At 38.9% G+C, this 15815-nt stretch carries 13 protein-coding genes; 5 read left to right on the plus strand and 8 right to left on the minus strand.

All coding sequences use genetic code 11. The features are described from left to right. Positions 1 to 22: 22 nt before the first annotated feature. The 6 genes from R3F25_04765 to R3F25_04790 are packed head-to-tail and all read right to left on the minus strand — an operon-like array spanning position 23 to position 4994. The gene (locus R3F25_04765) at positions 23 to 1162 is read right to left on the minus strand and encodes a hypothetical protein (GenBank protein ID MEZ5496125.1); all 1140 of its coding nucleotides are present in this window, start codon (positions 1160 to 1162) and stop codon (positions 23 to 25) included. Between the two features lie 2 nt (positions 1163 to 1164). Further along, positions 1165 to 1809, minus strand: a complete 645-nt coding sequence (locus R3F25_04770) for an energy transducer TonB (protein MEZ5496126.1) — start codon at positions 1807 to 1809, stop codon at positions 1165 to 1167. Further along, positions 1809 to 2219 carry a biopolymer transporter ExbD gene (locus tag R3F25_04775; protein ID MEZ5496127.1) on the minus strand — a complete coding sequence of 137 codons (411 nt, stop codon included), beginning with the start codon at positions 2217 to 2219 and terminating at the stop codon, positions 1809 to 1811. Before R3F25_04775 ends, R3F25_04770 begins: the two co-directional genes overlap by 1 nt. Positions 2220 to 2230: 11 nt before the next feature. Next, positions 2231 to 2854: a MotA/TolQ/ExbB proton channel family protein gene (locus R3F25_04780; GenBank protein ID MEZ5496128.1), complete on the minus strand. Its 624-nt coding sequence runs from the start codon at positions 2852 to 2854 to the stop codon at positions 2231 to 2233. Next, positions 2854 to 4233 (minus strand): MotA/TolQ/ExbB proton channel family protein, encoded by a 1380-nt coding sequence (locus tag R3F25_04785; GenBank protein MEZ5496129.1) that lies wholly within the window; start codon positions 4231 to 4233, stop codon positions 2854 to 2856. The genes R3F25_04780 and R3F25_04785 overlap by 1 nt, the downstream gene beginning before the upstream one ends. A 5-nt stretch (positions 4234 to 4238) precedes the next feature. Continuing rightward, entirely contained in the window at positions 4239 to 4994 is a 756-nt protein-coding gene (locus tag R3F25_04790) for a DUF3450 family protein (GenBank protein ID MEZ5496130.1), read from the minus strand. A gap of 191 nt (positions 4995 to 5185) precedes the next feature. On the opposite strand from R3F25_04790, the gene R3F25_04795 reads away from it, so the two are divergent. From R3F25_04795 to R3F25_04805, 3 genes are all read left to right on the plus strand, one after another. Beyond that, the gene (locus tag R3F25_04795) at positions 5186 to 6934 is read left to right on the plus strand and encodes a hypothetical protein (GenBank protein MEZ5496131.1); all 1749 of its coding nucleotides are present in this window, start codon (positions 5186 to 5188) and stop codon (positions 6932 to 6934) included. 124 nt (positions 6935 to 7058) lie between these two features. Next, positions 7059 to 8465, plus strand: a complete 1407-nt coding sequence (locus R3F25_04800) for an FAD binding domain-containing protein (GenBank protein ID MEZ5496132.1) — start codon at positions 7059 to 7061, stop codon at positions 8463 to 8465. Further along, positions 8462 to 10714: a molybdopterin cofactor-binding domain-containing protein gene (locus R3F25_04805; GenBank protein ID MEZ5496133.1), complete on the plus strand. Its 2253-nt coding sequence runs from the start codon at positions 8462 to 8464 to the stop codon at positions 10712 to 10714. The genes R3F25_04800 and R3F25_04805 overlap by 4 nt, the downstream gene beginning before the upstream one ends. 61 nt (positions 10715 to 10775) lie before the next feature. Here the strand turns inward: R3F25_04805 and R3F25_04810 are convergent, their stop codons facing one another. Beyond that, a complete protein-coding gene (locus R3F25_04810; GenBank protein MEZ5496134.1) occupies positions 10776 to 12266 on the minus strand; it encodes a TrkH family potassium uptake protein in 1491 nt (496 codons plus the stop codon). Between the two features lie 71 nt (positions 12267 to 12337). Here R3F25_04810 and R3F25_04815 point away from each other — a divergent pair, with 71 nt between their 5' ends. Continuing rightward, positions 12338 to 12880: a hypothetical protein gene (locus tag R3F25_04815; protein MEZ5496135.1), complete on the plus strand. Its 543-nt coding sequence runs from the start codon at positions 12338 to 12340 to the stop codon at positions 12878 to 12880. Positions 12881 to 12896: 16 nt separating this feature from the next. On the opposite strand, the gene R3F25_04820 is transcribed toward R3F25_04815, so the two are convergent. Then, the gene (locus R3F25_04820) at positions 12897 to 13340 is read right to left on the minus strand and encodes a hypothetical protein (GenBank protein ID MEZ5496136.1); all 444 of its coding nucleotides are present in this window, start codon (positions 13338 to 13340) and stop codon (positions 12897 to 12899) included. 34 nt (positions 13341 to 13374) lie between these two features. Between R3F25_04820 and R3F25_04825 the strand changes: the two genes are divergently transcribed. Next, the gene (locus R3F25_04825; GenBank protein ID MEZ5496137.1) at positions 13375 to 15804 is read left to right on the plus strand and encodes a hypothetical protein; all 2430 of its coding nucleotides are present in this window, start codon (positions 13375 to 13377) and stop codon (positions 15802 to 15804) included. Positions 15805 to 15815 lie beyond the last annotated feature (11 nt).

Consider the following 15815-nt stretch of genomic DNA (forward strand, 5'->3'; position numbering starts at 1 on the left):
CAATGTTAATCTGATGATTTCGTTAGCAAGTCCACGGTTGCGGACGGCAGTTATCAATGAATTTTCTTAGTTCCACAACTTTTGAAAGAATATCGCTACTGGTAATTTGTGATAGATAGTCTTCTGTTTTTGTATAATTTCCGATATTGAAAAAAGAATAGGCAAGCGCATATTTAATGTTGTCATCAGCTATGGTTCGTGTCCTTAGTAAATCTTCTTCCATGGCGGCAGCCTGTTCAAAGTTCTCCATTTGAATTAGGATTGAAAGTCTTTGTTTGAGTTTTTCTGTTTGATTTTCAATCAAGCTGTTTAAACTTAAAGCCAGAAAAACATTTCCTGAACGACGATACAATTCTGCCGCTTCTTTTGTCAGTTCGCTGTTTGTGAATGAGGCTTCATGAATAATTCTGGCGGCTGATAAATACTTTTCTTCGTTGATATAAACCGCTGCTAACGATTTGTTAATATCCAGACTGTGAGGATATTGCAATCGGGCTTTTTCAAGAAATTCCAAGGCGTTTTCGTTATCACCAGTGGATTTGATAGCGTTTCCTATAGCAATAAAGTCTTCAGGCTTTCCTTTAAATTGATTCAGGTAACTTTGCCCAAGTTCCATAGCTTCTTTGTTGTATCCAAGTTCGATGTAATAAAAAACTTTGCGGCGTGGAAAACTACCATCTTGGGGAAATATTTTTTCAGCTTGTTCCAAAACAGCGATAGCATTGATTGAGTCTTGTAAATTCCAATAACTTTGTGATTTCATGTGATAAATCGAAGGAATTTTGGCGATATCTGTTCCGGCAGAGTCCAAAGCATTGATTGCTAACTGGTAATCCTCTGTTGAGTAAGCAGCTTGTGCCAGATAAACATCCATGACTGCTTCAACTTTGCCGAGCTGTTTGGCTTTTTGGATAAACTCGATGGTTTGTTGATGGTTGTTTCTTTTGACGTTGAGTAAAGCTGAAATCACATAAAATCGTTGCAAGTCCAGTTCTTCATCTTCGAGGTTTACTTGTGATAATGCTACTTCAGCTCGATCCAGATTATCATCTTTAATCATCAGTGAAGCGAGTTCCAGATAGTTGACATCGTCGGACTCTTTGCAATCGGTATTCAATGTAATTACCAGCATTAATGACATAATAAAAAAGCGAATTTTCATAATTAGCTCAAATCGAATCTGATTTTTTGTTTAACCCAGGTTTTTACCGGCAATCCTTTATACTGAGCAGGTTCAAATTTCCATGCTTGAATGGATTGAGAGGCCGCTTCATCAAAAACTCCCTCAGGAGTGGATTCAATAATTTTGACTTGTTCAATTTCACCGGTAATTCCAATGAGCAATGAGAACAGAACATAACCTTGAATACCACGAGCGCGAGCCCGAACAGGGTACATTGCCGGTTGTTGAAATACTGCCCTTGGCGTAGAATCAACGGTGTCATCGGTCATCACTAAACCATTTCCTGAACCTAATAAATCATTTTCCAAATCATTCAAATCCGTCATTGAAAATTCCGGAAGACCTAAATCAACACCGCTCAGTTGACTATTGAGACCCAACAATGGTGTTGGTGGTCTGGATTTGGATTTCTTTGGTTTTGGCTTTGGTTTGGGTCGTTGGACGATATTTTGAGTCTCCTGTTTATTCCTCTTAAACTTGATTTCAGAGCCGGATTTAGCGTTGACATCGTTGAGATTATCAGATGTGTTGTTGATTAAAATTAACACGCTGAGAACCATTGAAGTTCCCAGAATCATGGATACCAACCCGCTAAAAAAACGGAAGATCTTATCCTTTCTTTTCATCAGTCGGCACCGACTTCTTTAGATGTGGCAACACCAACATCAGCTGCACCGGCAAGCCTTGCCTGATCGACAACTTCAACCAGTTTGCCGGATGGAACATTCTCATCGGTAACAACTAGCACGGATTTTTGAGTTTTACTTTTCAACATATCTCTCAAACGGGATTGAATCACCCACATTCTGACATTTTCGCCATCAATGTAAGTATTGCCTGAGTTATCAATGTAAAGTCTGACGGCCTTGGTTGAAGCTGTATTCGATGACGAAGCAGACGGTCTGTCCAAATCCAGTTTCATATCTTTGACGAAAGTGGTACTAACCATAAAAAATATCAGCAGGATAAATACCATATCAATCAAAGGTGAAATATTTAAGTCCTGAACGGTTTCTTTGCTTTCTCTGTATCTCATGTTTGTTCTCTTTAATTGTCTCTTTTCATCACGATTTCATCTTCTCCGGGAATTGGAGAACACAGCAAATCTTTAAGTTGTGCCATTTCTATTTCGATGTTTTTTTGCTTTTTGTTTAGAATTCCGCTGACAATCAATCCGGGAATAGAAACTGCCAACCCCATCTGTGTGGTAATTAATGCTTGTGAAATTCCGCCGGCGATACCACCGGATTGTGAAAATAATGACATATCACCTAGGGACTCAAATGTTTCAATCATGCCGGAAACCGTTCCGAGCAATCCCAATAAAGGAGCTACAATGACTATCGTTGAAATGATGGTTTTGTATTTCTGAATTTCTCTTTCTTCCTCGGAAAAAGCATCATCCAGATAGCGTCTGAGATTATCAACATTTTTGTTTCTGAGTTTCATGCCTTTGTGCAGCACACGAACCATCACTCCGTTGTGAGTTGGCATTTTTCCTTTTAAAAAGCGATAAACAAGTGTGCGAGGACTCTTCAGCGTCCCTGTCTTCAGTGCTGCCATGCGATAGCCTAAAGTCCACCATAGAATAACAGTTCCAATGATGAGCGGTGGCATCACAAATCCACCATCTGTGAAATAATCAATGAGCTGTTGGAGTGTATTTATCATTAGCCAATGATTTTCTTATAAACATTAATTACTCTTAAAGATGCTTTTTCCATATCATCTTTAATTCTTTCTGCCCAACCGGACAATACATTTCCGAATAGAAGTGCCGGTATTGCGACCGCCAGTCCGATTTCTGTGGTGATTAAGGCGATTGAAATACCACTGGAAAGCAATTTAGGATCGCCGGTTCCAAACTCAGTAATGATATCAAAAGTCGATATCATGCCGGTAACTGTTCCTAAAAGTCCTAAAAGTGGAGAAACTGTTGCAATTACCATGATTAACGAACCAAAACGATTCAATTGTCCTGATTCATGCAAAATGCTTTCTGAAACAATATCTTCAATATGTTCACGGTCACGAGTGATATTTCTCAATACTGCATAGAGAACTCTGGAGCTGGAACTTTTTTTCGATTTGGCGACTTTAATCGCTGCACTCATATCTTCATTCTCGATATGGTTGACAATTTTATTCAGTATTTTTTCTGTGCTTGATGAAGCTTTCTTCAAGAACCAAAATCTCATGATGATAAGCAATGCCGCAATCACGCCCAAAACAAAAATAATCCAAGCGATAATTCCGCCGGAATCAACAACACCTTTGATGGTTTTGCTTTGCTTTTCTTCTATAGGCTTGAGACTGGATTCATACAGGAATATTGGCAATGAATCCAATGTATTAGAATTCAAAATATTTTTGACTGAATCATTATCTTTGGAATTCCAGATTTTGAAATTATTCTCCCCCGCAGGTGCTAAAACTCCAGAGCCTTTTGGTGAGATGCCATACGACGCAATATTACCGACTTTGAGAATTTGACCCTGAACCTCTGTTCCATCCTGTAAAAAGAAACTGCCTTGCTGTTTGGTAGTTTTAGAACTGTTGGATAGAATTCCTTTTGCAAAATCGACCAAATGAGTAATTTGTTCAATTTCAGTTTGCTCCTCAAAGGTTTCCGGCAATTTTAGCTTGTACTCTGAGAGCGTCGATTGAGCCTGAGTGATAGTGGCATTGATTAATTCATTATTATCAGTTGCTGATTCAGAATTTCGTTGCATGGAAAAAATATCATCTTCCAGTTGATTGCTTTGTTGTTCCAATGAAAGCAAAAGGTTTTCCATTCGACTAATTTCGCGGTTAATATCCGATTCTTCTTTTTTTGCTTGAGATTTGTACTCGGAAATCCTTGTTTGCAGATTTTTAACCTGAGTCGTTAGGAATGCATACTCCTTTTTGTAAGCATTTTGAATGTCTTCTTCAACTTTTTGATTATCAACTGGTGGAATTTCTGTTTGTTCAGTATTTTCGGTTTGTGAAAATACGGTTTCAATATTTAACAAAAGTAACAGAATAAAAAATATGTGCTTATGTTTCATTATGATTACTCCTGTATCGTCAACTCAAGTGGCAAAGTGAAATAGCCTTGTCTGATTTGTTTCTTTAATGATTCAAACAAATTGGAAACTTGTTGAATTTCTGCATTATCAGTCAGAAGGTAGTGTTTCCAATGATTGTTTTCTCTTTTAACTGAACCGTATTTGTCATCTCTGGTTTTGAAATACATCATGACTGTTCCCAGTTTGGCAACATCAACAAGTAAATTTTCACCATCGAGCTCAATGGTTTGTGAATAAATGGCATTTTCTTTCGTCAATCTGATTTCATCCTCAACAAAAGCCCAAATTTGATTAATCGCATTTTGTGATGTCATCTTACTTGAGTTTAGATTTCTACGGATTTCAGCCAGAACACTTTTTCTCTCTTCCTGCTTGAAAGGGATGCCTGTTTCGACAGATTGTTCCAAACTAGCTATGATTTCTTCAACTTGTGGAATGAGTTCTTGTGAATTGGTACCGAGATTTTTAATTTTCTCTTGCAGATTAGTGATTTCAATTTCTGATTGTTGAATCTGAAGCTCTTTACGATCAATGTTCGCACTAATCTCTGTTTTGCGAGTGTTCAAGTACGACATTGAATTCTGATGTTCGGCTTTCAGGATTTTCAACTCTGATTGCAAGTCTTCAACTTGACCGCGAAGACTAATCAGATTTTTTGCCAGTTTTTCATCTGTTTGCGAATTTGCGCTTTGGCAAAAAAAACAAACAAGAATCATAAATACGAGTGAGTTGGTTTTCATTTCTGTTAAATTTGTAAAAAAGCCAGCAAAGTCTAATGCTGCAATGTGACAGTTTTATTACATTATATTGCGATATTGTTATTTAATTTTTTTGAAATAAAAGTCACAAAAAATTCATTTTTCTGTAACTGAATTGAAATACATCGAATCTATCATGGCGGCTTTCTTGGAATTAAATTGAGGTAATATAAATGATTAAGAAAATTAAATCCGTAGTGTTGGGTGGCGCATTTTTAGCGACCGGCATTGCAAGTGCAATTACGGTAGATGAGAATTTTGAAGGATTTTGGTATCAATCCGATATTTCAGCAGGTCGAGGATGGGCATTTGACTATATTCCTCTTGGACCAGAAAAAGGATTAATGTTCGTTGCTGGTTATGTGTATGATGATATGGGAAATCCATTTTGGGTTGTGGGATCAGATGAAGTTTTGGATGGTGAATCTATTTTAGAAATTGATTTATTAACTGTAACAGGTGGTAACTTTGATTCTTCATCAAGCAGAACGAATCATCCCTTTGGATCTATGACTGTTGATGTTGAAAGTTGTCAATCTATGGCAGTTTCAATTAGTGGAATAGATAGTGAGTTGGTATCAACATCAGAGGCCTCTTTCACATTAACTCCTCAAGATGCTATCGCAGGAACTCAACGTGATGCAGCAGTTTGCCCTTATCAGCAAAAATTCACAAGTTGTCCTGATTTTGCAACGGCATCCACTCAACCCAAAACTTGTATAGTTTCTGGTACTTTAGCCGGAGATGTGACATTTAGTAATGATACCAACTGGGTTCTTCAAGGTGGTGTTTTTGTGGGTGTAGATGGTGGTACGACTGCTAATTTAACCATCGAGCCAGGCACTCGTGTATTGGGTGTAACAGGTAATGACTTCCTAGCAGTTCAACGTGGGTCAAAAATATTTGCTGAAGGCACAGCTAAAGCTCCAATCGTATTCACAGGTCCTTTTAATGCCAGTGATGCATCAGCAGGAGCCGGTAACTGGGGTGGTTTGGTAATTAATGGAAAAGCTCCAATCAATATTTGTGATGAAGCAGTTCCATTTGCTCAATGTGAAGATGTTGGCGAAGGAAGCTCAGGAAACTTTGGCGGTGATAAGCCACATGATTCAAGTGGTGTGTTGAAGTATGTACGTGTACAATTTGGTGGATTCAGAATTAATGACGAAGACGAATTGAACGGTATCGCTTTCCAAGCTGTTGGTGATGGAACGGTTGTTGATTATGTTCAGGTTCATGCGAATGAAGATGACGGTATCGAGTTTTTTGGTGGTACTGTAAATGCTAAACATATCGTTTTAACAGGTATTAAAGATGATTCATTAGACTGGACTCATGGCTGGGATGGTAAGGTGCAATATTTGCTGGCAAAACAAGATCCGGATGCTGCAAATGATAAAGAAAGAGGAATTGAAGCTGATAACTATGAAGAAAACAATGACGCATCTCCTCGCTCACAACCTATGATTGCAAATGCGACATTTATTGGTGCTCCTTCTGATAACAAAACAACTACAGGTATGGTTTTGAGACGTGGTACCGGTGCCAACTTTACAAACGTGATTGTTACAGGTTTTGAAAAATGTCTGGATATTGATTCGGATGCGACTTTTGCTGCTGCCGGAACTCCTGATAATTTGACTGGAACATTAACTATGGAAAATACTGTTATTAGTTGTGATGTTAACTTTGAAGAAGAAGATGGTGATGCATTCACTAATCAAGCATTCTTCGAAGCTCAACCGGGCAACATGGTTGCGAATCCAGCATTAGATAATATTTATCCAACATCTTCAACTCCTACAGGGTTGACGATGGATCCTGAAGTATGGGGAGCTTTCTTTGATAAAGTTAACTATGTTGGTGCTTTCGGTTCTAAAGCAACAGCATGGACGAATGGCTGGACTGAATTTTTGGATTAATCCGAAAATAATAATAACAAGTTAAGTTTAAGCTGATTTAATCCACGTAGATGATTCTGCGGGGATTTTTTTATTTTCTGTATTAAAAATTCAATCCAATCCATTTATCTTATAAAATACTTCGATGATTGAATTTATACTTAATAACAAAATAATTAAAACTGATGTGAATAAATCTATAACGCTGGTGGATTTTATTCGCGATAATAAAGTTCTGAAAGGAACTAAAATTGTTTGTAGAGAGGGAGATTGTGCGGCTTGCTCGGTTCTGGTTGGAGAGTTAGATATTTCTGAGAATTTTGTTAAATATCATACAATTACGTCATGCATATCACCTCTTGCCAATGCTCATGGAAAGCATATTGTTACGATTGAGGGGTTGAATCAAAACCAAAAATTAACTCCTGTACAAAGTTCAATTAAAAATCAAAATGCCACTCAATGTGGTTTTTGCACTCCGGGATTTGTAATAGCCATGACGAATTATTGTCTTAACCCAAGTTTGAATTCAGAAGAACAAATGCTGGATTGTATCGGTGGTAATATCTGTCGTTGCACCGGATATGTTTCATTGGTTAAAGCGGCAAAGGATATTGTTTCACAAACTCAAAACAAAGGAAAAAAATATAAATTACAGGAGCTCATTTCAGAAGGTTTTATCCCTGAATACTTTGCAGATACGGCTTCGAAATTAGCAAAAATCGAACCGAAAATACCAAATAACCACTCCTCGTATATCATTGCCGGCGGAACGGATTTATATGTGCAAAAAGCGGATGAACTCCAAATTAAAAACCAAGCAAGGTTTACCCATTCAGAATCCAAAAGTTCAGTCAAAATACAAAATGGTAAGTGTATTCTTTCCGCAAATGCGACGGTTTCGGATTTGTTTAATCATACCGAATTGAATCTTTCAATTCCGAATTTGAAAGATTATTTGAGACTGGTTTCTTCAGAGCCAATTAGAAACATGGCAACAATTGCCGGAAACTTTGTCAATGCATCACCAATTGCAGATATGAGTATCTTTTGTCTAGCTTTGGATGTGGAGTTGATATTGCAAGGTTTGAAAGAGTCAAGAATAATAGCGCTGAAAGATTTTTTTCAAGATTACAAAAAAACAGCTCTGCAAAATGACGAACATATCTCGCAAATTGCATTTAACATTCCAAAGAAAAGTGCATATTTCAATTTTGAAAAAGTCTCAAAACGCCGAAATCTGGACATTGCAACAGTCAATAGTGCAATTTATTTGAAAATGGAAAATGACACGGTTTTAAAAGCCAATATCGCTATTGGTGGTGTGGCTCCGATTCCTAAGTATTTAAAAAAATGCAGTGAATTTTTAATCAATAAAGAAATCAATCTCAGCACTCTCAACCAACTTCTGGAAATTTTAAATCAGGAAATATCGCCGATTTCTGACGTTCGCGGAACTGCTGATTATAAAAAATTACTTGCGAATCAGATTGTTAAACAGCACTTTTTAAAACTTTTCCCAAGCTCAATTCAATTTGAGGATGTGATATGAAAAACATTGATTCCAACGGTCATGTCAGAGGCGAATCTCTGTTTATTGATGACATTATCACGAAATCCAATACTTTACATGCGGCTGTTTTAAGTAGCAATGTTGCTCATGCCAATCAACTGAAAATTGACATATCAGAAGCACTTACATTTCCCGGGGTTGAAGCAGTGATTTTGGCAAAAGATATTCCGGGAGAGAATCAAATTGGCGGAATTATTTTGGATGAACCATTGCTGGCTGAAGATGAAATTCACTTTCAGGGACAACCTTTGGCAATCGTTGTCGCTGAATCCAACTTTATAGCCAGACAGGCCAGAAAATTGATTAAAGTTACTTGTAATCAATTACCGGTCATCACAACAGCCAAGCAAGCAAAACAGCAAGGGAAATTTATAAATCCGCCTCGAAGTTTTGGAATGGGTGATGTTGATAAGGCATTTGCAGAATGTGATTATGTTTTTGAAGACGAAGCCTTTAGCAATGGACAAGAGCATCTTTATCTGGAAACTCAGGGAGCTTATGCGGAAAGAATGGAAAACGGCTGCATTAAACTCATGTCATCCACTCAAGGTCCAACTGTGGTACAAAGAATTGCAGCACGAGTGCTTGGTGTGCCGATGAACAAAATTGAAGTTGATGTCACCCGTTTAGGAGGAGGTTTTGGTGGTAAAGAAGATCAGGCAACTCCATGGGCCTGCATGGCTGCATTAGCAACTCATCTCACTCAAAAGCCGGTTAAACTGATTCTGGACAGGCATGATGATTTAAAAATGACGGGCAAGCGCCATCCTTATGAAAGCTCGTTCAAAATCGGATTGGAAAAAAACTTGAAAATCAAAGCCTTTGCAGTTGAGTTTTTACAAAACTCGGGTGCTGCTGCGGATTTATCTCCGGCGATTGCTGAAAGAACATTATTTCACGCAACCAATAGTTATTTCATTCCTAATGTAAAAACGGTGGTTCATAGTTGCAAAACCAACTTGCCGCCGAATACCGCATTTCGCGGATTTGGTGGACCACAAGGAAAATTTGTTATCGAATCTGCCATCGCAAAAGCAGCAGAGCAATTGGAGATTCCGGCATGGAAAATCCAGAAAGCGAATTTATTGCAGGAAAACGATGAGTTCTATTACGGACAAATTGCCGAGAATGTTGAAGCTCAAAACTGCTGGAATCAATTTGATAAAACATTCAATATCAATGAGTTTCAAAAAGAAATTGATTCGTTTAATGACACAAATAAACAATTCAAAAAAGGCATGGCATTGATGCCAATTTGCTTTGGAATCTCTTTCACCAATACACCGATGAATCATGCCAGAGCATTGGTACATATTTATCAGGATGGCAGTGTCGGTATCAGCACCGGAGCAGTGGAAATGGGGCAGGGTGTTAATACCAAAATGCTACAAATTGCCGCACAGACTTTTTCCATACCGGAGCAATTGATAAAACTGGAAACCACCAATACCACTCGAGTGGCAAATACTTCACCTTCAGCAGCCAGTGCGACTGCTGATTTGAATGGAAAAGCCTTGCTCAAGGCTTGTAAAGCACTGGTAGAACGATTGAAATATGTTGTCGCAGAGGAGTTTGCCGTTGGTGTTGACTTGATTGATATTAACAATAGCAAAGTTTTTATTCAGCAAAAAGAAACGGACTGGGATTGGAAAAAACTGGTGTTTCAGGCTTTCTGGAAACGAGTGTGCTTAACCGAAAATGCACACTATGCAACTCCGAAAATTCAATTCGACAAAACCAAAGAAAAAGGCCATCCCTTTGCTTATCACGTTTACGGACTCGCTGCAATCACTACAACTGTCGATTGTTTGCTAGGTACTTATGAAATTGACAGCGTAAAAATTGTTCATGATTTCGGAATAAGCATGAATCCGGGAGTGGATATGGGTCAGGTTGAAGGGGCTTTAGCTCAGGGTATCGGCTGGATGACGATGGAAGAAATCGCCTACAATAATGAAGGCAGGTTACTTTCCAATGCATTATCGACTTACAAAATTCCGGATATTTTCTCCATAGCCAAAGACATTCAAATTGAATCTCTGAAAACCGAAGGCAACGAAATGGCAATACTGAAGTCCAAAGCCGTAGGTGAACCTCCATTGATGTACGGAATCGGAGCCTATTTTGCAATCAACAATGCCATTAAAGCCTTTAATTCACAATATCAAAGCCAATTCCATGCTCCAATGACACCAGAGAAAGTGTTAATGAGGTTGTATGGTGAATAAACTTCAATAACTTCATGCTCTTCATGGTTTTTAGAACCAGAAAGCGAAGATTGAAATAAGCCTAACTTTCCCAATAAGCAGGAATAAACAGCAGGAAGATAGTAAATATCTCCAAACGTCCGAATATCATCACTAAAGACAACACCCACTTGCTGCCATCTTGTAAACTCGCATAGTTAGAACCGGCATCTCCCAATGCAGGTCCAAGATTAGCCATTGCTGAAAATGTTGCTGACACAGATGTAGTTAAGTCCTCTCCAAAGGATAAAAGAAGAAGTATAAAAATCATAAGTAAGAATATTAATTGGAAAAAGAATGCTGATACAGAGTCTAATACTCGGTAATTCACAATTTTTCCGTCAAGTTTGATAATGAACTTCCCATGTGGGTGGATCAGGCGATATAACTCTCGCAAACTTAATTTATAGATCAAAATGACTCGAATCATTTTGATTCCGCCCGAAGTCGATCCTGCACATGCTCCTATTGTTCCCAAAATAATAAAATAAAATGGCACCATCAACGGTAGCATACTTATATCCTCAGTTCCAAATCCTGTTGTAGTTATTGTCGATACGATGTTAAATGCTGAGTGTCTTATCGTTTCGTACAGTGTTGGATGAGATTCAGTAATTAACAAAACTATAGAAATGAAAACCAAGGAAAACATTATGACTCCAAAATAGGTTTTTATTTCTGTATCATGGAGGTAAACTTTCATAGATGCTGATCTCCAAGCTGTGAAATGGGAAGCAAAGTTAATTCCTCCCACCAGCATGAATATCATACTTATGAGTTCGATCAATGAGTTGTTGAAATACCCAATAGAAGCATCATGAGTCGACATTCCTCCTGTAGCTAATGTTGAGAAAGAGTGACCGACAGCATCAAATAAATTCATTCCCGCCATATAATAGGCCAGAGCACACATAATCGTGAAACCAAGATATAGATACCATAATGTTTTGGCAGTCTCGGCAATTCTGGGGGTGAGTTTCTGGTCTTTCATCGGACCGGGAGTTTCTGCCTTGAACATCTGCATTCCGCCGATTCGTAACATAGGCAGAATGGCGATTGCCAAAACGATGATTCCCATACCACCGAGCCATTGCATCAATTGGCGATAAAACAAAATAGAGTGGGGCAAACCATCCAGTTGAGTGATAATGGTTGCTCCTGTGGTTGTCAACGCTGAAACGGACTCAAAAACCGAGTCAGCTAAGGACAACTCCATGGAGGTTGCCAGATACAGAGGAATAGCGCCACTAACACCAAGAATAAACCAGGACAAGCCGACAACAATAAACCCACTGCGGATTTTTAATTCGGAACGTGACTTGCGAAAGATGATGAGTAATAAAGAACCACTGGTGAAAAGAAATAGAAAACCATGAAAAAACGGTCTCACATCTCCATCACCGTAAATCATACCAATGAGTGCCGGCGGAATCATTATCAAACTGGAAATAACCAACAAAAGACCAATGATGCGAACAATAGTCTTTCCAAGGTGAGATGAACTCCGGTTATCTGTAGTGTTTTGGATTCTCATGGAGTATGATTATATCCGATTCTTAAAGTTTCAATAACCAATATTGATAATAATCCGACAAAAGCAGAATTATGTTTAATCACAATTTATCTTTAAACCTCAGAGTCGTTTTAGCAATTTTGTCAGGATTTTCGGTTGTTCCGATCGCCTATTTGGAAAAATACAACTCGGCAGTTATTTATGGTGTTTCATTGGTCAATAGCTTGATTGGTGGAGTTTTTGCACTGTTGGTTATGATGCCATATTTGAAAAGGTTTAATGCTCTAAAGGTACTGCTATTAATTGCATCCAGCATTTTTATCTACACTTTGGTGTCTGAGCTCGCAATCAAGCGATATGATGTTTTCTTTACAGATATCAGTCATCGAACATCTATTATTTTATCAGGAGGATTAGGAGCGATTCTGACATTGCTTGCAGTACAGTTCATCATTCCAATCAGATTCAAAAAACAAGCCTATTGGATGGTGATTGTCACCGGAGCTTTTGGAGGCTTTATTTTTTCCTATTCAATTGATTCCAATTTGGTTGTTATTAACTCTATTGGTTATATCGTTTGGCAAGTGTTGGTTTGTATGACTCTTTATTACACCAAAGAAAATAAAGAGCCATAATATTGTTTTGAAATTCTTATTGGTCTTTTATAAATCTCAATCCATAAAACCCCGATAAAAACAGTATCAATATTAACAATACCAAATTGAAATTTGAAGTCGCATCAATTGTTGGAGGTGCTCCTAAAACTTCAAAACCTATGGTTTCTACGAAATATTTATCGTAGTCAGCTAGGTTGGGAGGAAACTGGTCTTCAAAAGTTACAATATAATAATTAAGACTATAATTTCCCTCAAGGAGTGGGCTTAATATGCCCCTTGAAACATAAACAGGAGGAGGTGGATCTATACATATGCTAGATCTATCTCTTCTAACTACTAGATCAATTGACTGACCATTAGTCCATTCAGGCAATCCAATTTTTGTTGGTTTCGATGTAAATGGCGATGCCACTGAGGATATTTTTTTTTGATTTTCAAAAAATAAATATCTATTAAATCTTAACTTATGTAATATCAATAATAAGTTGATCAATTATGAAAGGAGTTTAGGTATGGGGGCTGCTGTAAAGTACATTGTTTTTATTTCATTGTTTTTGGTTTTTATTTCATCTCTAGCTGAGAATTTAACTTTACCAGATTCCACTTATCCAAATACCATTCAAGCAAGACAAGCCGGAGAGCAAGCAAAACTACTTCCTGCACCCTATGTCAGAAGAGGTACTGGATCAAATAACAGCCTGAAATATGGTCAATTTGTTTCTGTCGATGGCAATCGTGCATTGGTTGGTGCACTGGGTTTGGGTCTTGAGTCAAGAGGTAAAGGTGCAGCCTATGTCTATGATTGGGTCAATCAGGAATGGCAACTGACTGCCATTCTACAATCTGATGACATCACCAATGAGGACTTCTTTGGTGGCGAAGTGCTGTTATCAGGAAATCTGGCTTTTGTGAATATGACCGGTGGCACTACAGATCTACCCGGTGCTGTTTATGTTTTTGAATTTGATGGCCAAAACTGGACTCAAAAACAAAAAATCATGGCTCAAGGTGTGGTCAATTCAGATAACTTCGGTGGCAGTTTGAGCGAGTCAGGTGGTCAACTGATGATCGGCGCCTGGGGAACCGACAGCTTGAAAGGTTCAGTTTTTGTTTTTGAATACAATGGTTCTGAATGGCAAGAGACGCAAGAATTAACAGCCAATGATGGGGTAGCGGACGATTGGTTTGGTTATTCGGTCAGTGTTTCCGGTAATTTTGCATTGGTGGGAGCCATCAGAGATGACGGTCAGTCGGGAGCTGCTTATGTTTTTGAATATGATGGGAGCAGTTGGACTCAAACCGATAAATTGACAGCCAGTGATATGGCACTCAATGATTGGTTCGGCTTCACAGTCAATTTGTCGGGTAACCGGGCAGTAATTGGTGCCTCTAACGACGACAGTGGTCGTGGTTCAGCTTATGTGTTTGAATTTAATGGAATAGATTGGATTGAAACCCGCAAATTAATTGCAGACGATGGTCAAAGCAGTGACCGGTTTGGCGTGTCCGTGGATCAGTTCGGGGATTTTGTCTTGATTGGAGCTCCAGGATACGCTATAGACAGTACACTTGGTGGGGTTTACCTGTTTGAATATAACGGCAGTGATTGGAATCAAACATTAACGTTTACAAATTCTACGGGGAATTTAGGCAATGAATTTGGAAATTCGGTCAGTTTTAACGCTGATCATGTCTTTATCAGTACCTTAACCGGGGTTATTCAAAATGGAGTGACAGGCGGTGTTGTGGTATTTAATCACGGTACCGGTAGCTGGGTGGAACAAACACGTCTTCTGCCTGATCCGGGGGTTCATGATTATGATAATTTTGCACAATCACTGAGCATATCCGGAAACCGGGCATTGATAGGCGCACCGGGTAATGATGACAATGGATACAACACCGGCGCTGCTTACCTGTATGATTACGATGGTCAAAACTGGTATCAAACTACACAACTGACGGCAACCTTGGGCGCTGATTATGCGGCGTTTGGTTTTGCAGTGAGTCTGTCAGGAGATCGTGCACTCATAGGGGCTCCATACGATACAGAAAATGGCCTAGACACAGGTGCTGTCTATGTTTTTGATTTTGATGGGAGCCACTGGAATCAAACAGCCAAATTAATTGCCAGTGATGGTGCCACGAGCGACGCTTTTGGTTATGCTGTTAGCCTGCAAGGAAATCGTGCTGTTATTGGTGCTTATCTCGATGATGATAACGGTGATGGTTCCGGGTCCGTTTATGTCTTTGATTTTGATGGAAGTCAATGGACGGAGGCACCAAAAATAACAGCGAGCGATGGTGCAATGGGTGATTGGTTTGGACAATCTGTCAGTTTGCATGGTGACAGGATATTAATTGGTGCTTATCAGGATGATACCAGTGCTGCGAATGCGGGTTCTGCCTATGTTTTTGAATGGAATGGAAGTATCTGGTCCGAAACTGAAAAACTGGAGGCCAATGATGCGGAGTCTGATGACTTTTTTGGGTATTCGGTCAGTCTGTCTGGAGATCGGGCGCTCATTGGTGCTTATCAGGAAGATGATAATGGTTCACAGTCCGGAGCTGCTTATGTGTTTGATTACGACAATAACAATAGCTTATGGTCGCAACCCATAAAACTTTCTGCTGATGATGGAGGAGCTAATAATTATTTTGGAGCTTCAGTCAATGTACTGGGTAATCGTGCCATGATTGGTGCGCCCGGAGGTGATACAGGTTCATCTTATGTGTTTGCATTTGACGGTATGAACTGGTCACAATCAGAAAAGTTAACCGCCAGTGATGGCACACCCAATGACTTTTTTGGATTTTCCTTAAGTCAAACAACAGAACACACACTAGTGGGCGCAAAACTCGATGATGAATTAGGAGCCTCCTCAGGTTCTGCTTATGTTTATCTGAACAATGATATTATTTTCGCTGATGGATTTGAATAAGAATAATTTTG

It is taken from the genome of Gammaproteobacteria bacterium, assembly GCA_041395445.1.
GTDB lineage: Bacteria > Pseudomonadota > Gammaproteobacteria > Xanthomonadales > Marinicellaceae > NORP309.